Raw genomic sequence first — 18,972 nt, forward strand, 5'->3', positions numbered from 1 at the left:
GTCAGGGTGATAGGCGATATCCCCGCCAAGGTTCCGAGCTACGTCTCAAGGAGAACACGATGAAGATCGATGACATGCTGCCCGCGATCGCCGAAAGCACGCAGGTCTCCCGCCGGGACGTGAAGAAGGTCGTGTCGGCGCTTTTTTCCTCGATCAAGGAAGCGGTTGAGGCCGGCCAGAAGGTCAACGTCCCCGGGCTTGGCGCGTTTCAGCTCAAGGAGCGTGCGGCCGGTGAGAAGGTGAACCCGAAGACTGGTGAGACGAAGGCTGTGACGGCTGCGCGCTTCACCGTGCTGAAGCCGTCGGCCAAGGCAACCGGCCGGCCGAAGAAGTCGAAGGCCGCCGACTGAGGCAGCGTGGACCGGCTTGTGATGGGCATGGAGAAGACCGCTTTGTCACTGCCGGGCAGCATTCTTATCCTCGGTCCCGCCAAGGGCGGTACTACGGCACTTTTCTACGCCATTCGGGCGGCGTTGAGAGGGCGGCCCGGCCTGCAGGTCGAGGGGCTGTTCGAACCGACCGAGCTTCCCGCTATCACGAACTATCTGCGCGACAGCACAGACGAGGTTCGGCTGGTCAAGGGCCTACTCGGCCCGTTGCTGCGACGCCCGGGAGCTTTTTCCGAGTTTGAGCGGTTTGAGCGGCGGATCGTGATTTTCCGCGACCCACGCGACAATATCGTGAGCCGGCTGGTCTTCATGTTGACCAACCTGTTCCACCCCCGGGAACGCGACAAGATCGAGCAGGTCATCGCGCTGTTTCGCGCAAAGGAGCAGCGCCCGGAAGCCATGAGCATCATGGCCATTGTCCGTCGGCTGGGTGAATTGTCAGGGCGCGACGAATTGGCGCTGAAGCTGCGGGAAAACTCCGTCCTCGCGGCGAAGATGAAGCGGGATCATGGCGATAAGTACTTCATGATGCCTTATGAGGACATGGTAGCGGGGCAGTTCGACGCACTGAGCCATTACCTTGGCTTCCCGGTGAGCGGCGATTTCGAGGTTGACAAGAAGCACGGCTACGTCGCGCGCCGAAAGGCCGCGAAGGATTGGGTCAACTGGTTCCTCGAAGAGGATATCGAGTTCTTCGTGAGGCCGGTGGCCGATGATTTCCGCCTGCTCGGCTTTGACCCGGAGGAACGCCCAACGGGTCCGCGGGACATCGCGCCGGCCGTCTGCAGCGAATATGTCACCGCGCAGTTCGAGCGGATCCGCGCAAAGCGGCAGCAGCAGCGCTTGGCGCGCCGCGAACGCGAAAAGAGCGCGGGCACGCCAGACGCAGCCTGACGCCGTTCGGCATCGTCCTGCCCGCATGCTTGGGCGCGGCCTTGTGCTGCCCCCGAACGCGCGCAAACCTCATATTGCCATATGCCAATCGGAGATCGGACGTCTGAGCGCCCAGCCGCCATTGGGTTTGATCCGGCCTCGGTGGTATAGTATTCGCGTTTTTTGATTGCGCCCCTTCGGTCGTCTCAAGCCCGGGATTAGTCTCATGCAAGTCATTCAGGTTGCGGGTCTCGCTCACAGCGGGACCACCGTCACGGACCGGATCCTCTCCTGCTTTCCTGGGGTCGTGGGTCTGGGCGAGGTCGGGCAGCTCTGGATCAAGGCGGAGAACGGGACCTTCGACAATTCGCGCTGCCCCTGCGGCGAGACGGCGCCCGGCTGCCCCTATTGGGGCCGGATCCTGAGTCGTCGCCATCCGACGCAGGAGCAGTTCTTTCGTGCCGTCGTTGAATCGGCCGCGCATGGAGGCCAGAAGACGCTGGTGGATACCTCGAAGGCCATGGCCGGTGTGTCCCATTACGCACGGCTGCGCGACCGCGGCGAGGTAGACCGCGTCGTCATGCTCCGCCTCGTGCGCGATCCGCGCGGCTGGGTGCATTCCATGATGCGCCGGAACGAGATCGCGGCCGATGACACCACGGCGATCCGGGGCCTGTTCTATCGCTGGCTGCTGGGCGCAATCCGGCTCGATCGTCGCGCCCACCGTCCCGATGTGGAGAAGATCTATCTCTGGTACGACAAGCTTGTCCTTGAGCGGCAGGAAGCGCAGCTCGGCAAGCAACTCGGGCTGCCGGAGGTCGAGGGGGAGTTCTCGCTCCTCAACGCCAACCAGCATGCGATCGCGGGCAACAAGTTCGTCTTCTCGGAGCGGCGCGCGACGCTCTCCTATGATGGTCGATGGCTGTCCAACCGCCATATCGAGGACGTCTACGCCACGCTGCCGACCGTGCGACACTATTATCACGAGGTGCAGAAGCTCCATCTCCTGACGACCGGCCAACTGCGGCAATTGCCTGGGACCGAGATGGTGCGGGGCCACCTGAAGAACGTGGAGAACCCGGCGCACCACGCCGAGATCGAGGCTGCGATCGCCAGGATCGCGGTCGTTGCCGATACCGCCGGCGACGCGCCGGTGGCGGCCCAGGCAGCGTAGGGTGGGGCGCGCCCTGTGCATTCATGGAGCACGGCGGCGCCTGGAAACCGTGCTGGAGGTATGCTCGTGACCACCATGTTCTGCGTCGGCAACAGCCATCTCGCCGCCGTGGCCAAGGGTGCTTCCATCGCCGATATCCCGGTGCTGGCCCTTGCGATGAGGCACAAGTTGGCGAAGCACAAAGAGGGCGAATTGGGCGAGGCCTTCTGGGCCAAGATCTCCGAAGAAGTCGCCACCCGAAAGCCAACACGCATCTTCGCCTTCATCGGGGGCGGAACGCCGGCCATGCTCGGCCTGTTGCGCCACTCCGAGCCCTTCGACTTCGTCCTGCCCGATGCGCCAACGCTGCCGCTCTCAGAGGGGAGCACCGTGCTGCCCTATGACGCCGTGCGAGCCATTGCCAGCGCGCATATGCGGCGGCATTTCCGCCGCCTGAACCGTCTCGCGGCGCTCGGCGTCCCCGTCGTGCAATGCGAGACGCCTCCCCCGGTACCGGACAATGGCTTCCTCGCCCGGCACGTCGCGCAGACCCATCCGGAGGTCGACGTAGCGAGCATCTCGCCGCCCGCCATGCGTTACAAGATCTGGCGGCTGCACAGCCAGCTCTTCGAGCAGTTCTGCAAGAGCCGACAGATCGGCTACGCTCGCAATCCACCCGAGGTTGCTGATGCGGATGGCTTCCTGAAGCAGGAGTATTGGGGCGACATCGTCCACGGCAACGCGCGCTACGGCGCGGCAGTGCTGCGGCAACTCAAGGAGCTCGCGTGATGGCCGACCATCCCTACGCCTCCATGCCGCCCTATGCCTCCTGGCGGCGCAGCTTCCAGGACATCCCGATGACGGAGGTGGACCCGGTCGCGAAGTTCCCGATGACCGTGAGCCCAACGGACAAGGTCGCGACGGCCGGCAGCTGCTTCGCCCAGCACATCGCCCGCCGCCTGCGTGCGAGCGGCTTCACCTATTTCGTGACCGAGCCGGGCCACCCGCTGCTGAGCGAGAAATTGCGGGCCGAGTTCGGCTACGGCGTCTTCTCCGCACGCTTCGGCAACATCTATACCACGCGCCAGCTGCGCCAGCTCTTCGACCGCTGCTACGGCCGGTTCAGCCCGGTCGAGGACATGTGGCGCAAGGGTGCTCGCTTCCTCGATCCGTTCCGCCCGACCATCCAGCCCGACGGCTTCGCTTCCGAGGCGGAGTTCCGAGCGGACCGCGCCCAGCACCTCGCCGCCGTGCGCCGCATGTTCGAGGAGCTCGACATCTTCGTCTTCACCCTTGGCCTGACCGAGGGCTTCGTCAGCCGGGAGGACGGCGCCGCCTTTCCGGTCTGCCCTGGCGTCGCCGGCGGCACCTTCGATCCGGAGCGCCACATCTTCGTCAATGAGCGCGCTGCCGAGGTGGTGGAGAACATGTCGGTCTTCATCGCCGGCTTGCGGCGCGTGAATCCCCGCGCGCGCGTCATCCTCACCGTATCGCCGGTGCCGCTGAAGGCGACGGCGGAGGACCGCCACGTGCTGCAATCCACCGTCTATTCGAAGTCCGTGCTGCGCGTCGCAGCGCAGGAAATCGCCGACAGCCACGCCGACGTCGCCTATTTCCCCTCCTACGAGATCATCACCGGCGCCTACAACCGCGGCGCCTATTTCGGCCCCGACCTGCGCGAAGTGGAGGAGGCGGGCGTGGAGCATGTGATGCGGCTCTTCTTCCGCCACGCCACGGCGACGGCGGGCGAGGCACCGCCACCCGCACCCGCGCCGCCCCGCAAGAAGGACCGCAGCATCGCCCGCGCCAGGGCCGCCACCGCCGTGGTCTGCGACGAGGAGCTGCTCGACATAGAACCGGTCGGCGGAGCGGAGGACTGATGGCAGGGGCGATGGAGGGCCAGCGCGTCCTCGTCACGGGCGCGGCCGGCTTCATCGGCTTCCACCTGACGCAGCGCCTCCTCACCGAGGGCGCGACCGTGCTCGGCGTGGACAACCTGAACACGTACTACGACCCTGCGCTGAAACAGGCGCGGCTGCGCGCCCTCACCCATCCGCGCTTCACCTTCGAAGCGCTCGACATCGCGACGCAAGGCTCGCTCGCCGCGGCGTGGCAGAGCTTCGCGCCGGATTCCGTGGCCCACCTCGCCGCGCAGGCCGGCGTGCGCTATTCGCTGAAGGAACCGCGGGCCTACGGCCATTCCAACCTCGACGGCTTCCTCGAGGTGCTGGAGGCTTCCCGCGCCGATCCCGCGACGCCGGTGCTCTATGCCTCCTCCTCCTCGGTCTATGGCGCCAACACCAAGGTGCCTTTCCACGAGACCGATCCGGTGGACCGCCCCGTCTCCCTCTACGCCGCGACCAAGCGCGCCAATGAGGTGATGGCGCAATCCTACGCCGCGCTCTTCGGCCTGCGCCTGACGGGGCTGCGCTTCTTCACCGTCTACGGGCCCTGGGGCCGGCCCGACATGGCCTATTGGGGCTTCACCGAGGCCCTGCTCGACGGGCGGGAGATCAACGTCTTCAACCACGGCCGCGTCTGGCGCGACTTCACCTATGTGGACGAGGTGACGGAGGCGATCTCGCGCCTGCTGCGCACACCCGGCGGCGGGCCGGACGAACCCGGCCGCGTGGTGCCGGAGGTGCCGCATCGCCTGTTCAACATCGGCAACCACACGCCGGTCGCCGTGGGCGATTTCCTCGCCATCCTCGAACGCCTGACCGGCCGAACCGCGCTGCGCCGGGACCTGCCGATGCAGCCTGGCGATGTCGAGCGCACCTGGGCCGATGTCTCCGCCCTGCAGGCCGCCACCGGCTTCAGCCCGACCACGCCGCTGGATGTCGGGCTCGCGCGCTTCGTGGAGTGGTACCGCGGCTGGCGCGCGGGCGGCTGAGGCGCCACCCCGCCCGCTTCAGGGCACCGCGCCCCCCCGCTCCACCGGGCGATGCGTGTCGCGCCGCCGCTCACGCGGTGTGCGTGCCTCCGGCTCCTCCGGCGGGTCACGGCGCCGGTCGGCATCGATCTCAGGCGCGCCGGGCGGACCGCCGCTGGCCGAAGCCTGTGCGAGGCGCGGTAAGGCGCCGCCACTCGCGCGCGGGCGCAGGCGGATGCCGGCCGGCACGTGCCGCCCCTCCGCCCGACCGAAACCGCGCACGGTGATGCCGGTGAGCGAGAGTTGCGAGCCGGCGATGGCGATCACGCCCGAGTGACTGGCATTGCGGATCTCGACGTCGGAGACCTGTCCGGTGACGGCACCGCCCGCCTCCGGCGGCGCCTCGCGCAGCACCAGCGCCGCCCCCGCCTCGCCGTCGTTCAGGCTCTGCGTGCCTGACATCCGCAAGCGGCGGATCGTGAGGCCTTCGCAATCGTTCACGATGACCGACCCACCGCCCTGAAGCTCCCAATCCTCAAGCGTGATGTTGCGCGGGCCGGCGCCTCCCGGCTGCCGGCGGACCCAGGCACGGTTGCGGTAGGTGCCCACGCGCACCGCCTCGCCCTTCAGACCATCCCAGCCGGCATTGCGTCCACGCACGCCGCGGATTGTGATGTCCGAGGGCGGGACGTGGTCAGGCGTGAAGCGCTCGCCGCTGCGCAGCCAGCTGTCGTAGCTCGGCCAGCCATTGCCCTTGATGTAGAGATAGGCGATCGGCCCGGTGTTCTCGGCCGTGACGTTGGTCACCTGCCAGCGCGCTCCGCCGCCGAAATCGATGCATTGCGCCTCACGGAAGCCTTCGCGGAACTGCAGGTCGTCAAGCACGACGTCCCAACACGGGCCGTCGAAGTCCAGCGCCTCGTTGAAACGCTCGAAACGGATGCCGCGCATCGAGACGCCCTGCTCGTAGCGCGTGTAGCTGCCCTGGACGATATTGGTGTGCGTGATCCCACGGTCGGTGCGCTCGCGCGCATTCTCGGAGAGCAGGCCGCGCCCCGCCTGCGCGCCCGTGGAGCGGATGCGCATGTCGCGTCGCGTGAAGCGGTCCACCCCGATGACGCCGCAGGCATATGTGAACGGATACGGGCGGCCGAACTCCTCCCGGAAATCGAAGGTCACGCCGTCCAGCGTGATGTTGCGCAGCGTACCCGGGCGCTCGTTCAGGGCGGTGCCGAAAAGGAAGTGGCGCTCCAGCCGATGCGCGGCAGGGCGTTCGGGCGGGGCGACGACGAATTCAGCGGCACCCTGGACCGTCACGTTGCTGCGCAATTGGACGGCCACGCGGATCGGCGCATCCGGCTTGCCGCCCCATTGCCCATGTGTCTCGGCGCCCACGCGCAGCAGGTAGGTACCCCGCCCGACCACGGGCCGGCCGGTGCGGCTCGCCTCCTCGATGGCGCGGTTCCAGCCGAGCGTGTCGGCGGCCGCGTCGCCCCCGCGGGCGCCGAAGCGCTGCGGCGTCAGTTCGGCCTGCGTCAGCGCCGGGCTGGGCAGCAGCGACGCGGCCAATGCGCTGGAACCCAGGGCCATGAAGCGGCGCCGGCTCGGCGGGGCATGCTCAGACAACTCGATCCTCCCTCGCACCGCCTACGGGCGATCGAACGTTAGCCGAGCAGGTGCCGGGGGCCAAGCGCAGCCGACCTCCCGCGCGGCGCGCGTTCTTTGACGCGCGAAGGCTGTTCGGCTATCCCTCGGCGTGCAATTGACGCGCCTTCTGTAGCTGAGGCGACACGATGCCTGAGAAGGTACCGGCGACCAAACTGCGGGCGTCAGTTGCGGCCAGCACAGCGCTGAGCGGCATCGGGCCGCCGGCGCAGGCGAGGCCTCTGGGGTCAGTACAGCCAAGGATATCTTCGTGCAGCCGGACCAGCCTCGCTCCCTGAGCCCCCATCTCCGGCGTCTAGAAGCTGAGGGGATCGCCATCCTGCGGGAGACGGCAGCGAGCTTCCGGAATCCGGTCCTGCTCTATTCGATCGGCAAGGACAGCAGCGTGGTGCTGCACCTGGCCATGAAGGCCTTCGCACCCGGCCGCATCCCCTTCCCGCTGCTGCACATCGCGACCGGCTGGGATTTCCGCGCAATGCTCGAGTTCCGGGACCGTCGCGCCGCCGAGCTGAATGCGAAGCTGATCGTACACACCAATCCCGACGGCCTTGCGCGCGGCATCGGGCCCATCACGCATGGCAGCCAGGTGCATATGGATGTGATGGGCACCCAGGCGCTGCGCCAGGCGCTCGACATGGGCGGCTATGACGCGGCCATCGGTGGCGCCCGGCGGGACGAGGAAAAAGCCCGCGCGAAAGAGCGCGTCTTTTCCCACCGCGCGCCTGGCTATGTTTGGGAGCCGCGCGGCCAGCGCCCGGAATTGTGGGGCCTGTACAACACACGCATCGCCGCGGGCGAGTCCATGCGCGTCTTCCCGATCTCCAACTGGACCGAGTTCGACGTGTGGGACTACATCGCCGCCGAGCAGATCCCCGTGGTCCCGCTCTATTTCGCAGCCAAGCGCCCGATGCTGCGTCGCTCCGGCGCGCTCATCATGCGCGATGACGAGCGCATGCCGCTGGAGCCGGGCGAGCAAGTCGAGGAGATGTGGGTCCGGTTCCGCACCATGGGCGACTGGCCACTGACCGGCGCGCATGAGAGCCGCGCCGAGACGATGGAGCAGGTGCTTGACGAGTTGCGCCTCTCCCGCGTCTCGGAACGGCATGGGCGCCTGATCGACAACGATCAGGAGGCCTCGATGGAACGCAAGAAGCGCGAGGGCTATTTCTGATGGACGGCACGACGCTCTCGCGAGGCCTGCTGCGCCTGCTGACCTGCGGTTCGGTCGATGACGGCAAGTCCACGCTGATCGGACGGCTGCTCTATGACAGCCAGATGATCATGGAGGACACGCTCGCCGCGATCACGCGCGACAGCCGCAAGCACGGCACGGTCGGCGAGGATGTCGATCTCGCGCTGCTGGTGGATGGGCTCGAGGCGGAGCGCCAGCAGGGCATCACGATCGATGTCGCCTACCGCTTCTTCACGACACCCAAGCGCAGCTTCATCGTCGCCGACTGCCCGGGGCACGAGCAGTACACTCGCAACATGGCGACCGGCGCCTCGAACTGCGAGCTCGCGATCATCCTGGTGGATGCGCGCAAGGGCCTGCTGACCCAGACGCGGCGCCACTCCTACATCTGCTCCCTGCTCGGCATCCGCCATGTCGTGCTGGCGGTGAACAAGATCGACCTGGTGAATTTCGACCAACAGGTCTTCGATCGCATCGTGGGTGAATACGCGACCTTCGCGGCCGGCCTCGGCTTCCACACCATGGTGCCGATCCCCGTCTCCGGCCGCTTCGGCGACAATGTGAGCGCGCGCTCGGGCAACACGCCCTGGTACCGCGGCGAGACACTGCTCGAGCACCTGGAGAGTGTGAGCGTCGAGGAGGAACTCACGCAGATCCCCTTCCGTTTCCCGGTGCAGTGGGTCAATCGCCCGAACCAGGATTTCCGGGGCTTCTCCGGCACGGTGGCGAGCGGCGCTGTCGCGCTCGGCGAAAAGCTCGTCGTCGCGGCCTCGGGCGTGACGAGCCAGGTGACCCGCATCCTCGGTCCGGCCGGCGAGCAGGAACGCGCTACCGCGGGTGACGCCATCACCATCTGCCTCGCCGATGAGGTGGACGTGGCCCGTGGCGACGTGCTGGCACCCATGGCCGACCGGCCAGCGGTGGCCGACCAGTTTGCCGCCCATGTGCTCTGGATGGATGAGGAGCCGCTGCTCCCCGGCCGCCAGTACATGATGCGCATCGGAAACCTGTGGACCACAGCGTCGGTCACCACGCTGAAGCACCGCGTGGACGTCACGACGCTCGATCACCAGTCGGCCACGCGCCTCTCGCTGAACGAGATCGGCTTGTGCAATCTCAGCACGGCGCAGCGCGTGCCCATGGATCCCTATGCGCAGAACCGGTTGACCGGCGCCTTCATCCTGGTGGACCGCTTCACCAACCGCACCGCCGGCTGCGGCATGATCAACTTCGCGCTGCACCGCGCGACCAACGTCCATCACGAGCATTTCCTGGTGGACAAGGCGGCGCGCGCGGCGGCCCTCGGCCAGAAGCCGATGGTGCTGTGGTTCACCGGCCTCTCGGGCTCGGGCAAGTCCACGGTGGCGAAGCTGGTGGAGCAGGCGCTGCATCGCGCCGGCCGCCACACCTATTCGCTCGACGGAGACAACCTGCGCCACGGCCTGAACAGGGACCTGGGCTTCACCGACCAGGACCGCGTCGAGAACATCCGCCGCGTCGGCGAGGTGGCGAAGCTGATGGTGGATGCGGGGCTTATCGTCCTCGCCTCCTTCATCTCGCCCTTCCGGGCCGAGCGGCAGATGGTGCGGGAGATGCTGGGCGAAGGTGAGTTCCTGGAGGTCTTCGTGGACACGCCGATCGAGGTCTGCATGGAGCGCGACGTGAAGGGGCTCTACGCCAAGGCCAAGCGTGGCGAGATCGCGAATTTTACCGGCGTCACCAGCCCTTATGAGCCGCCCGAGGCGGCGGATGTCGTGCTGGATGGCAGCGGCCCGTCGGCCGAAGCTCTGGCGCAGCAGGTGCTGGAATTGATCGAACGACGGATGTCGTCCACCTGACCCCGCGAGGAACGCCGTGACAGGCATGGGGATCGACCTGATCCTGGTGGGCGTGCTGCTGGTGGCGCTCATCAGCGGCCGGGTACCCATGGCCGGCGCTTTCCTGGCCTTCATCCTGGCCGTACTGCTGCTGGAGCGTGTGCCCAGCCGCACGGTGCTGGAGTCCCTCGGCGAACCCACCCTGGTCGCGGTGCTGTGCCTCGTCGTGTTCTCAAGCGTGCTGGGCCGGCTCACCTGGCTGCGCCGGCTGCTGTTCAGCCGGAAGCCGGCGTCAGAGGGCGCCATCCGCCGACGCTTCCTCGGGATGGCCACGCTCGTCTCCGCCGTCATGCCGAATACAGCGGTGGTGGGCGCGCTGATGGGACCTGCCGCGCGCAACCCGCGCATCGCACCGCGACAATTGCTCCTGCCGCTCTCCTACGTCGCCCTCGCTGGGGGCATGATCACGCATTTCGGCACCTCGGCCAATCTGATGACCGTGGGCCAGGCGGCCCGCGCTGGGGTCGAGATCGGCTTCATGGATTTCGTGCTGGCAGGCTCGGTCACGGCCTTCGCCGTCTATCTGGCGGTGCTGGTGGCGGCACCGCGCCTGATGCGCGCCCCCAAGGGGAACGAGGCCGCCCGCCTGCCCGAGCTGTTCCATGTCGAAGCGCGCGTGATCGATGCCTCGCCGCTGGTGGGCCGATCGCTTGCCGAAAACCACCTGCGCAGCCTCGGCCATTTCTATGTCGCGGAACTGATCCGCGGCGACGCGCTGCTCTCGCCGGTCAGGCCGGACGAAATCCTGCAGTCGGGCGACGTGCTGATCTTTGTGGGTGATGTGCGCTTCCTCGACGAGCTCATGGCGATCCCGGGCCTGGGCGTGATGGAGGAGGTGCGGCAACGATCCGGCCTGCAGGTGCACCACGCGGTGGTGGCACAGGATTCCGCACTGGTCGGGCTGACACTGAAAAGCAGCAATTTCCGCGCGGCGTTCAGCGCCTCGGTCTTCGCCATCCGCCGCGGCGATGAGCGCCTCTCGGGCAAGCTCGGCGAGGTCGAGCTGAAGGCGGGTGATCTGCTGGCCATCGCCGGTGGCAGTGATTTCTTCGCGCACCCGGAGGTGCAGTCCAACTTCCACCTGATCGCGCGCGACGGCACGCCCACGACGGCGCTGTCACCGCGAGAGGCGATCATCGCCACCGTCATGTTCGGCCTCTTCGTGGTGCTCGCCATCTTCGAGCTCACGGAGTTCGCGCTGCTCACCCTGCTGCTGGTCGGCGGCGCCATGGCCTTCGGGTTGCTGAACGGGCGCGACTTCCGCGCGCTCTTTCCGTTCGACCTCATGATGGCGCTATGGGGCTCGCTGGTCCTGGCCAGATTGGTGACGCAGGCAGGGCTGGACGGGGTCGTGGCAGGGATGGTGGTCGATGTCTTCGGCGTGGCTGGCAATCTGGCCACTCTGGCGGTGATCTTCGTTCTCGCCTGGCTCCTGACCGAACTTCTCTCCAACGTGGCGGCGGCGGTGACAGCGCTGCCCATCGCGCTGCAATTCGCGTCGCTGACCGGCCTGCCGCCCGAGGCCGCAGCGGTGATGGCCGCATTCGGTGCCTCCGCCTCCTTCCTGGTGCCTTATGGCTACCAGACGCACCTGATGGTGATGTCGCCCGGGAATTACCGCTTCAGCGATTTCCTGAAGCTCGGCTCCGTTGTCCTGGTCGTCTATGGGTTGGCCAGCGTCGTCTCGCTCTGGGTCCTGAGCGGTCCCCTGCACTGGTGGGGTTGATCGCCGGCGTATCGGCAAGGCCGCGCAGGGGTCGGCAACCAGCCCGGCCAGGATCGGCTGGCCGGACCAACGCCGCCGCGTACCGCGCTTTACTCCGCGCGGATATTCGCGGCCCGGATCACCGCCTCCAGCGCGGCCGTCTGCGCAGCGATGAAGCTGGCAAAGGCCTCGGGCGTGCCGCCGCCCAGCACGGCGCCCTGCTCGCTGAGGCGCCCCCCGATCTCGGCCTCGCGTAGGGCGGCATCCACCGCGCCTGCCATGCGGGCCACGATCTCAGGCGGCGTGCGCGCCGGCGCGGCCAGGCCGAACCAGGTGCCGAAGACGAAGTTGGGCAACCCAGCCTCCGCCGTGGTCGGCACGTCGGGCAATTGCGGCAGGCGCTGGGGCGTCGCCACCGCCAGCGCGCGCACCGTGCCCTCGCGGATCTGCGGCAGGATGTTGGGCAGGTTGTCCACCATGAGATCGATCTGACCGGAGACGAGGTCCGTCACCGCTGGCGCCGCACCGCGATAGGGGATATGGAGGATGGGCGCCGCGCCCTGCTGCTTCAGCAATTCCAGCGCGATGTGGAGCGAGGACCCATTGCCGGCGGAGCCCGCGCGGACGGAATCCGGCCGCGCACGCGCCGCCTCCAGCATCTGCTGCACGCTCTGCCATGGCCGGTTGCGCGCGACGACGATGACCTTCGGCGTGTTCACCAGAAGCGCGGCGGGCGCGAAGGCGGTGCGCGTGTCATAGGGCATGGACGCGAACAGGAACTGGTTGGCCGCGAGCGGGCCGATCGAACCCAGCAGCCAAGTATAGCCATCGGCCGCTGCCTTCGCGACGAGATCCGCCCCGATATTCCCGCCCGCGCCCGGCCGGTTCTCCACCACCACCGGCTGGCCCAGCGTTGTCTGCAACCTGGCGGCCAGCGGTCGGGCCAGCAGGTCAGCCAGGCCGCCCGGCGGGAAGGGCACGATGATCCGCATCGGCCGGCTGGGCCAGGCGGCCTGCGCGGAGGCGGCGGCCGGAAGGAGCGTGGCGGCGGCCGGCAGGAGCGTGGCGGCGGCGAGCAGCGTACGGCGATCCATCATCTACTTGGCCTTGTGGTAGAGGTGGGGGATGGCGTGATCCACGACGACGTCGAGCAGCATGGGCCCCTCGGCGGCGAAAGCGTCGGACAGGCCGGCATGCAGCGCCTCGGCGGTCTCCACGCGGCGCCCAGGGCAGCCCTGGCCGGCCGCCAGGCTTACGAAATCCAGGCCCGGCAGCTCGATCCCCGGCGCGCCCTCCACGCCCAGCACACGGGAAAAGCTGCGCATCGCGCCATAGCCGGCATTGTTCACGACGATGATGGTGAGCGGCAGCCGCGCCTGGACGGCGTTCCAGATGGCCTGGATGGAATACATCATCGAGCCGTCGCCGATGACCGCCACCACGCGCGTGCCGGGGTTGGCCATGGCGACGCCGACTGCGGCGGGCAGCGAATAGCCCAGGCCGCCCGAGGCCATGGTGTAGAAGCCGCCCCAGCGCGTGACGGGCAGGTGACGTTGCAGCGCCGGGCGGTGCGACGGCGCCTCCTCCACCAGGATCGCGTCGCGCGGCATGGCGGCGCGCAGCGCGGCGAAGAGATATTCGGCCGGCAGCGGGATCGCCGCCGCGGGCTCGGGCGCGGGCGGGCGCGGCGCCGGCCTGGCGCGCTGGGGCATCGGCAGCCGCGCCTGCAGCGCCGGCAAGGCGAGGCGCATGCTGCCCAGGATCGCTGTGCCGGAGGCCGCCGCCGCCGCCGCCTCGCCATCCGAGGTGAGCTGGAAGATCGGCGTGCCGTCATGGAACACGGCGCATTCGCCCGCCACATGGAAGGTGAAGGCCGGCGCGCCGATCACGACGATCAGGTCATATCCCGCAAGTCCCGCCGCCACCGCATTGGGCGCGGCCGCGAGAAAGCCCTGAAAAAGCGGATGATCCTCCAGACAGGCGACGCGGCTGGCGAAGGGACTGGCCAGAATGGGCGCGCGCGCGTGCTCGGCCAGGGCCAGCAGCGCTGGGCCTGCGCCCTCCTGATCCACTTCGGGCCCGACGACGAAGACCGGGCGTTCCGCGCGCGTCAGTGCCACGGCAAGTTGCTCCAGCAGGGCCGGATCGGGCGCCACGTCCACACTCACCCTGCGCGCCGGAAGCGGGCGGGTGGGCGCGCCCCAGTCGTCCATCGGGATGCTGACGAGGGTCGGCCCCCAGGGGCGCTGCATGGCGATCCGATGGGCATGGGCGATGGCGGCGGGCACATCCTCGGCCCGCGCCGGCTCGATGCTCCATTTCACATAGGGGCGCGGGAAGTTCGCGGCCTCGGTGGCGCCGAGGAAGGGATTGCCCGGCAGCAGCGAGCGCGCCTGCTGGCCCACGGTGATCACCAGCGGTGCCTGGTTTCTGAAGGCGGTGAAGATGTTGCCCGCGGCGTGGCCGACGCCCACCGCCGAATGCAGGTTGCAGAAGGCGGCGCGGCCGGTGGCGCGCGCATAGCCGTCCGCCATGCCCACCACGACGGATTCCTGCAGCCCGAGCACATAGTTGAAATCATCCGGCCAGCGGTCGAGGAAGGGCAGTTCCGTCGAGCCGGGATTGCCGAAGACCGTCGTCATGCCGAGTTCGCGCATCAGCGCGTAGGTCGCCTCGCGCACGGTGACGAGGCCGGTCTCCATCGGGCCATGCGGCATGTTCGCGTTTCCCCTGCGTGTCTTGTCCGCAAGGGTTACGGCCTGGGGCCCCCTGCCCGCAAGCGGGACCTGATTCAGTCCCCGCTGGTGGCGACGAGGCGCATCAGCCGCTCCAGCCGGCGGTCAGCAAGACCCAGAGAGGCGAGTTGCCGGGCGGTGTTTTCCAGATACTCGCGGTTGGTGCCGGTCTTGCCCGCGCCGCGTGCGATGGTGGCGGCCGTGCTTTGCTCGCAAGGGCGGCAATAGGCGGGGTGGCTGCGATCGGCCACGTAGCTGATGCCGCGGACCTCCCGCCCCGCTGCAAGGCGCAGCTTCAGCAGGCGGCGGTGATAGACATTCTCGCCATTCGGGTTCTCGCGCGATTCCAGATAGTCGAGCACGGCCGGCGCCTCGGCGGCCGCCACGCGGAAGGCGACGCCGCGGCAGGCGCCGCCGCGATCCAGGCCGAGCACCAGGCCCGGCCGCTCCGGCGTGCCGCGATAATGCCGGGACCAGAGGCAGAAGCGCCGATGATAGCCGCGCAGCAGCGCCGGCTCATGGCCCAGATGCGGAAAGCCCGGACGCCAGATAAGCGAGCCATAGGCGAAGACGTAGAGATGCCCGTCGGCATCGAGAGGAAGTTCCTGCACGCGGCCTGAACCTTTGCGAAATCGGCGCGGATGTTTAACCCTGCCCGGATGGCAAGAAAATGGTGGGCGTTCCTCCTCCTCGCCCTGATCCTGGCCGGCGGCGGCCTTTACTGGACCTGGCAGGAGGCGACGAGCCGTCTGGAGGTGGAACTGGCGCGCTGGAGCGAGGCGCGCCGGGCCGAGGGCTGGCAGGTGAGCCACGCATCGCCTGAGCGTGCCGGCTTCCCGTTCGGCGCCGTGCTGAACCTCTCCGGCCTGTCGGTCCGCGCCCCCAATGGCGTGGGCTGGCAATCGGAGGGCGCCAAGCTGGGGCTCTTCCCGCAGGATCACCGGCAATTGCGGCTGGAATTGACCGGTGCGCAGCGCCTCCTGCAGCCGAGCGGGGCGATGCCGGTTCAAAGCCGCTCGCTCATCGCGCGGCTGCGCCTCGACGGCCAGGGCCTCACGCTGGAAGGGGACGGGCTGCGCTTCGGCGAGGAAGTCGCCGTGCAGGGCCTGGCTGTGAACCTCTTCGGCCTGGATTTCGACATCCGCGCCGCCGGGCTCGCGGCGTCCCGGCTGCCGCGCCTGGACAGCTTCCAGATCGCCGGCAAGCTGAACACTCCACCGGGCACGAGTGCCAGCGCCTGGCGCGCGGCCGGCGGGGCGCTCAGCATCGGCCTGGCCGAGGCCCGTGCGGGCGAGGCGGTGATTCAGCTTCGCGCCACCCTCACGCTCGACGCACAGCTCCAGCCTGAGGGGCGGGGCACGCTTACCCTCGTGGGCGTGCAGGAAGGGCTGAACGCCGTGGTGGCGGCCGGTCTGGTTGCGCCCAACATGGTGGGAGCGCTGCGCGCGGGCCTGATGCTCAGCGCCCGCGTGCCGCCTGAGGGCGGGCCGCCGCGCGTGGAATTGCCGCTGGAACTGCGCGGCCGTCGCCTGACCATGGCGCGCATTCCGCTGGGCGTCATGCCGCCCATCGAATGGCCAGGTGCGCCCCGCCGCTGACCGGGTTGTCCTGAGCTGAACCCGGCCGCATGCTGCCCGCCAAGAAATCACCTTGGAGGAACAGCATGGCGTCCGTCCCCATCGCCGGCTCGCGTTTTGTCATCATCGGCGGCGGCAGCCTCGTCGGCTCGGCCACGGCGGGCGAATTGCTCGATGCGGGCGCGGCCGAAGTCCGGCTCTTCGACAATTTCTCCATGGGGGCTGAAAGCGCGGTCGCGCATCTGAAGGACCATCCCCGTCTCACGATCATCCGCGGCGACGTGATGCGGATGAGCGACCTGCTGGCAGCGCTGGAGGGTGCCGATGGCGCCTTGCTTCTGGCCGCCTACATGACGCTGAACATGGACCGTGACGCCTGGGGCGGCCTGGATGTGAACATCCGCGGCGTGCAGAACGCGCTGGAAGCCAGCGCGGCGCGCGGCGTGAAGAAGGTCGTCTTCGCCTCTTCCAACGCGGTCTATGGCTATGGGCCCGGCATCAAGGGCGACCTAGTGGAGGGCACGCCCTTCTACAGCGAGGGCGCGCCGCCGGCCGCCATCATCTATGGCGCCACCAAGATCATCGGCGAGCAGCTCTGCCGCACCTACACCGCCAAGCGCGGCCTGCCCCATGTCGTGCTGCGCTATTCGACCGTCTATGGCGAGCGGCAGCACCACCGCGCGGCCAATGCGCTCTACATCATCGAGACGCTGGAGAAGCTGGCGCGTGGCGAGCCGCCGGAGATCTTCGGTGATGGCAGCGAGACGAAGCACTTCGTCTATGTGGGCGACCTCGCGCGCGCCAACCGCATGGCCTTCGAGAGTGCGGCCAGCAATGTTGCGGTCAACACCTCCGGCCCCGCGCCGATCACGACGCTGGAGCTGGTGCAGCTGGTGACGGAGCTCGCCGGCGGCGGCCCGGCGCCGACCTTCGTGGGCGAGACCGCGGGCAAGGTGCGCCTCACCTCGGGCGGCGCCTTCCGCATCGCGCATGAGAAGGCCTTCTCTGCCATCGGCTGGAAGCCGCAGGTGGAGATGCGCGAGGGGCTCTCGCGCCTCATCAAGTGGCTCAAGGAAGGAAACGGCTGATGCTTCGTCGCACGCTTCTCGGCGCCACCCCGGCGCTTCTCGCCTCGCCTGCCCTCGCCCAAGGGGGGGCTGGTTCCTGGCGGCCGGACAGGCCCATCGAGATCATCGTGGGCTTCGTCGCGGGGGGCGCCACCGACGTTGATGCGCGGCTCTATGCCCGCTTCCTGGAGCCGCGGATCGGCGGGAACGTCGTCGTGGTGAACCGGCCCGGCGCAGGCGGCGAGGTGGCACTGGCCGCCATCGCCCGCGGGCGGGCGGATGGCACGGTCATCGGCACCACCAACATGCCCGGCCTGCTCACCATCCCGATCGAGCGGACGGCGCAGTTCAAGCTCGACGACTTCGCGCCCATCGGGAACCTCGTGGGCGATCCCTCGGCCATCTCGGTGGCGGCCGACAGCCCCTATCGCACGCTGGAGGACCTCTTCGCCGCGGCACGGCGCGATCCGGGGGGCATCACCTTCGGCTCGCCGGGCATCGGCACGGATGACCACCTGCTGATGGTGCTGATGCAGCAGGCCACGGGGCTGCGTTTCAACCATGTGGCCTTCCAGGGCGACCCGCAGATCCGCACCGCCATCCTTGGCAAGCAGATCGTCTCGACCGGCCTGAACCTGGGTTATGTTCTGAGCAACAACGAGGGCATGCGCCTGCTGGCCTTGGCCGCCAACGAGCGCAGCCGCTTCGCGCCCGAGCTGCCGACGCTGAAGGAGAAGGGCGTGGATGTGACCATGGCCTCCGAGCGCGGCCTGGTCATGCCCGTCGGCACGCCGGCGCATATCGTCTCGCGCTTCCGGGAAGCAACGGACGACATTGCGAAGGACCCGGAGTTCATTCGCGCGATCGAGGCGCGCTCGCTGCTCGTGCGGCACGAATCCGGCGAGGCCTGGTTCGCGCGCCTGCGCGAGGATGAGCGCCGCTACCGCGCGCTGTGGCAAACCACGCCCTGGGCGCAGCGATGAGCGTCGCCTCGCTCGAAGCGCTGCCTCCGCGCGGCACGCCGCGCCTCGCCGGCAAGCGCGTGCTGCTGCTGGGCGCCGGTTCGGTTGGCGAAGGGATCGGCAATGGCCGCGCCATGGCGATCCTTTTCGCCCGCGAGGGCGCGCAGGTGGCCTGCGTGGACCTCCACCAGGCCGCCGCCGAGGAAACCACCGCGATGATCGCGGCCGAGGGCGGCCAGGCCCTCGCCCTCAGCGCGGACGTCACGCAGGAGAGCGAGATCGCGCGCATCGTGGCCAGCACCATGGCCGCCTTCGGGCGCATCGACATCCTGGTGAACAATGTGGGCGGCAGCGTGCCAGGCGGGCCGGAGGAAATGTCGCCGGAGATCTGGCACAGGCAGTTCCACCATAATCTGCACTACGTTCACCTCAGCACGCGTGCCGTGCTGCCCATCATGGTGAAGCAGGGCGGGGGCGCCATCGTGAACCTCTCCTCCGTCGCGGCGCTGCGCAACATCGGTCCGGACCTCATGGCCTATGCGGCGTCGAAGTCAGGCGTCATGGCCCTCTCGCGGATGATCGCGGTGCGCTACGCGCCACAGGGCATCCGCTGCAACGTGGTGATCCCGGGGCTCATGCACACGCCACTGGTGGAGGCGCGCCTGGCTGGCCAGCGCAGCGGCGGCGATGTCGCGGCCATCGTGGCAAAGCGCAACGCCCAGCCGCCCATGGGCAGGATGGGCGATGCCTGGGATGTGGCCTACGCCGCGCTGTACCTCGCCTCGGATGAGGCGAAATACGTCACCGGCGCCGAGATCGTTGTGGATGGCGGGCTCACTCTGAAGACGCCGTGACGCCGGCGGCGACGGTTCCCAGGCAGGACGCGGCCGCCCCGCGCTCAGGGG

The 18,972-nt window shown here is 68.6% G+C and carries 17 protein-coding genes; 13 read left to right on the top strand and 4 right to left on the bottom strand.

Annotated elements, in window-relative coordinates:
- The first annotated feature begins 59 nt into the window (after positions 1-59).
- From KTR66_RS03110 to KTR66_RS03135, 6 genes are all read left to right on the top strand, one after another.
- A complete protein-coding gene (locus KTR66_RS03110; protein ID WP_213610294.1) occupies positions 60-350 on the top strand; it encodes an HU family DNA-binding protein in 291 nt (96 codons plus the stop codon).
- 6 nt (positions 351-356) lie between these two features.
- Positions 357-1,283: a hypothetical protein gene (locus KTR66_RS03115; protein ID WP_213610302.1), complete on the top strand. Its 927-nt coding sequence runs from the start codon at positions 357-359 to the stop codon at positions 1,281-1,283.
- A gap of 205 nt (positions 1,284-1,488) precedes the next feature.
- Positions 1,489-2,436: a hypothetical protein gene (locus KTR66_RS03120; RefSeq protein ID WP_213610304.1), complete on the top strand. Its 948-nt coding sequence runs from the start codon at positions 1,489-1,491 to the stop codon at positions 2,434-2,436.
- A 66-nt stretch (positions 2,437-2,502) separates the two neighbouring features.
- A complete protein-coding gene (locus KTR66_RS03125) occupies positions 2,503-3,204 on the top strand; it encodes a hypothetical protein (protein WP_213610306.1) in 702 nt (233 codons plus the stop codon).
- Positions 3,204-4,295, top strand: a complete 1,092-nt coding sequence (locus KTR66_RS03130) for a GSCFA domain-containing protein (protein WP_213610308.1) — start codon at positions 3,204-3,206, stop codon at positions 4,293-4,295. Before KTR66_RS03125 ends, KTR66_RS03130 begins: the two co-directional genes overlap by 1 nt.
- The gene (locus tag KTR66_RS03135) at positions 4,295-5,308 is read left to right on the top strand and encodes an NAD-dependent epimerase/dehydratase family protein (RefSeq protein WP_213610310.1); all 1,014 of its coding nucleotides are present in this window, start codon (positions 4,295-4,297) and stop codon (positions 5,306-5,308) included. Before KTR66_RS03130 ends, KTR66_RS03135 begins: the two co-directional genes overlap by 1 nt.
- 18 nt (positions 5,309-5,326) lie before the next feature.
- Here the strand turns inward: KTR66_RS03135 and KTR66_RS03140 are convergent, their stop codons facing one another.
- Positions 5,327-6,913: a hypothetical protein gene (locus KTR66_RS03140; RefSeq protein ID WP_213610317.1), complete on the bottom strand. Its 1,587-nt coding sequence runs from the start codon at positions 6,911-6,913 to the stop codon at positions 5,327-5,329.
- A gap of 289 nt (positions 6,914-7,202) precedes the next feature.
- Between KTR66_RS03140 and cysD the strand changes: the two genes are divergently transcribed.
- The 3 genes from cysD to KTR66_RS03155 are packed head-to-tail and all read left to right on the top strand — an operon-like array spanning position 7,203 to position 11,747.
- Positions 7,203-8,123: a sulfate adenylyltransferase subunit CysD gene (gene cysD / locus KTR66_RS03145; RefSeq protein ID WP_371818998.1), complete on the top strand. Its 921-nt coding sequence runs from the start codon at positions 7,203-7,205 to the stop codon at positions 8,121-8,123.
- A complete protein-coding gene (gene cysN / locus KTR66_RS03150) occupies positions 8,123-9,982 on the top strand; it encodes a sulfate adenylyltransferase subunit CysN (RefSeq protein WP_213610319.1) in 1,860 nt (619 codons plus the stop codon). The genes cysD and cysN overlap by 1 nt, the downstream gene beginning before the upstream one ends.
- Positions 9,983-10,007: 25 nt before the next feature.
- Positions 10,008-11,747 carry an SLC13 family permease gene (locus KTR66_RS03155; protein WP_213610321.1) on the top strand — a complete coding sequence of 580 codons (1,740 nt, stop codon included), beginning with the start codon at positions 10,008-10,010 and terminating at the stop codon, positions 11,745-11,747.
- 89 nt (positions 11,748-11,836) lie between these two features.
- Here the strand turns inward: KTR66_RS03155 and KTR66_RS03160 are convergent, their stop codons facing one another.
- The 3 genes from KTR66_RS03160 to KTR66_RS03170 all read right to left on the bottom strand — a co-directional run bounded on the left by KTR66_RS03160 (position 11,837) and on the right by KTR66_RS03170 (position 15,072).
- Positions 11,837-12,823, bottom strand: coding sequence for a tripartite tricarboxylate transporter substrate binding protein (locus KTR66_RS03160; RefSeq protein WP_249731804.1), 987 nt, complete (start codon positions 12,821-12,823; stop codon positions 11,837-11,839).
- Complete coding sequence (gene mdlC / locus KTR66_RS03165; RefSeq protein WP_249731805.1) at positions 12,824-14,443, bottom strand: benzoylformate decarboxylase; 1,620 nt, start codon at positions 14,441-14,443, stop codon at positions 12,824-12,826.
- A gap of 74 nt (positions 14,444-14,517) precedes the next feature.
- On the bottom strand, positions 14,518-15,072 hold the full coding sequence (locus KTR66_RS03170) for a gamma-glutamylcyclotransferase (RefSeq protein WP_213610323.1): 555 nt from the start codon (positions 15,070-15,072) through the stop codon (positions 14,518-14,520).
- 48 nt (positions 15,073-15,120) lie between these two features.
- Here KTR66_RS03170 and KTR66_RS03175 point away from each other — a divergent pair, with 48 nt between their 5' ends.
- The 4 genes from KTR66_RS03175 to KTR66_RS03190 all read left to right on the top strand — a co-directional run bounded on the left by KTR66_RS03175 (position 15,121) and on the right by KTR66_RS03190 (position 18,921).
- A complete protein-coding gene (locus KTR66_RS03175; protein WP_213610325.1) occupies positions 15,121-16,059 on the top strand; it encodes a DUF2125 domain-containing protein in 939 nt (312 codons plus the stop codon).
- A 65-nt stretch (positions 16,060-16,124) separates the two neighbouring features.
- A complete protein-coding gene (locus KTR66_RS03180; RefSeq protein ID WP_213610327.1) occupies positions 16,125-17,126 on the top strand; it encodes an NAD(P)-dependent oxidoreductase in 1,002 nt (333 codons plus the stop codon).
- On the top strand, positions 17,126-18,088 hold the full coding sequence (locus KTR66_RS03185; RefSeq protein ID WP_213610329.1) for a tripartite tricarboxylate transporter substrate binding protein: 963 nt from the start codon (positions 17,126-17,128) through the stop codon (positions 18,086-18,088). The genes KTR66_RS03180 and KTR66_RS03185 overlap by 1 nt, the downstream gene beginning before the upstream one ends.
- Positions 18,085-18,921 carry an SDR family NAD(P)-dependent oxidoreductase gene (locus KTR66_RS03190; protein ID WP_213610331.1) on the top strand — a complete coding sequence of 279 codons (837 nt, stop codon included), beginning with the start codon at positions 18,085-18,087 and terminating at the stop codon, positions 18,919-18,921. The genes KTR66_RS03185 and KTR66_RS03190 overlap by 4 nt, the downstream gene beginning before the upstream one ends.
- Positions 18,922-18,972: the final 51 nt, after the last annotated feature.

The sequence above is a fragment of the Roseococcus sp. SDR genome (genome assembly GCF_019083995.1).
Lineage (GTDB): Bacteria > Pseudomonadota > Alphaproteobacteria > Acetobacterales > Acetobacteraceae > Roseococcus.

Bases quoted from the DNA above. Each gene is read 5' to 3' on its own strand.
- cysN (WP_213610319.1), top strand. From the start codon at position 8,123: ATGGACGGCACGACGCTCTCGCGAGGCCTGCTGCGCCTGCTGACCTGC.
- KTR66_RS03110 (WP_213610294.1), top strand. From the start codon at position 60: ATGAAGATCGATGACATGCTGCCCGCGATCGCCGAAAGCACGCAGGTC.
- mdlC (WP_249731805.1), bottom strand. From the start codon at position 14,443: ATGCCGCATGGCCCGATGGAGACCGGCCTCGTCACCGTGCGCGAGGCG.
- KTR66_RS03135 (WP_213610310.1), top strand. From the start codon at position 4,295: ATGGCAGGGGCGATGGAGGGCCAGCGCGTCCTCGTCACGGGCGCGGCC.
- KTR66_RS03130 (WP_213610308.1), top strand. From the start codon at position 3,204: ATGGCCGACCATCCCTACGCCTCCATGCCGCCCTATGCCTCCTGGCGG.
- KTR66_RS03120 (WP_213610304.1), top strand. From the start codon at position 1,489: ATGCAAGTCATTCAGGTTGCGGGTCTCGCTCACAGCGGGACCACCGTC.
- KTR66_RS03185 (WP_213610329.1), top strand. From the start codon at position 17,126: ATGCTTCGTCGCACGCTTCTCGGCGCCACCCCGGCGCTTCTCGCCTCG.
- KTR66_RS03160 (WP_249731804.1), bottom strand. From the start codon at position 12,823: ATGATGGATCGCCGTACGCTGCTCGCCGCCGCCACGCTCCTGCCGGCC.
- KTR66_RS03180 (WP_213610327.1), top strand. From the start codon at position 16,125: ATGGCGTCCGTCCCCATCGCCGGCTCGCGTTTTGTCATCATCGGCGGC.
- KTR66_RS03175 (WP_213610325.1), top strand. From the start codon at position 15,121: ATGGCAAGAAAATGGTGGGCGTTCCTCCTCCTCGCCCTGATCCTGGCC.
- KTR66_RS03155 (WP_213610321.1), top strand. From the start codon at position 10,008: ATGGGGATCGACCTGATCCTGGTGGGCGTGCTGCTGGTGGCGCTCATC.
- KTR66_RS03190 (WP_213610331.1), top strand. From the start codon at position 18,085: ATGAGCGTCGCCTCGCTCGAAGCGCTGCCTCCGCGCGGCACGCCGCGC.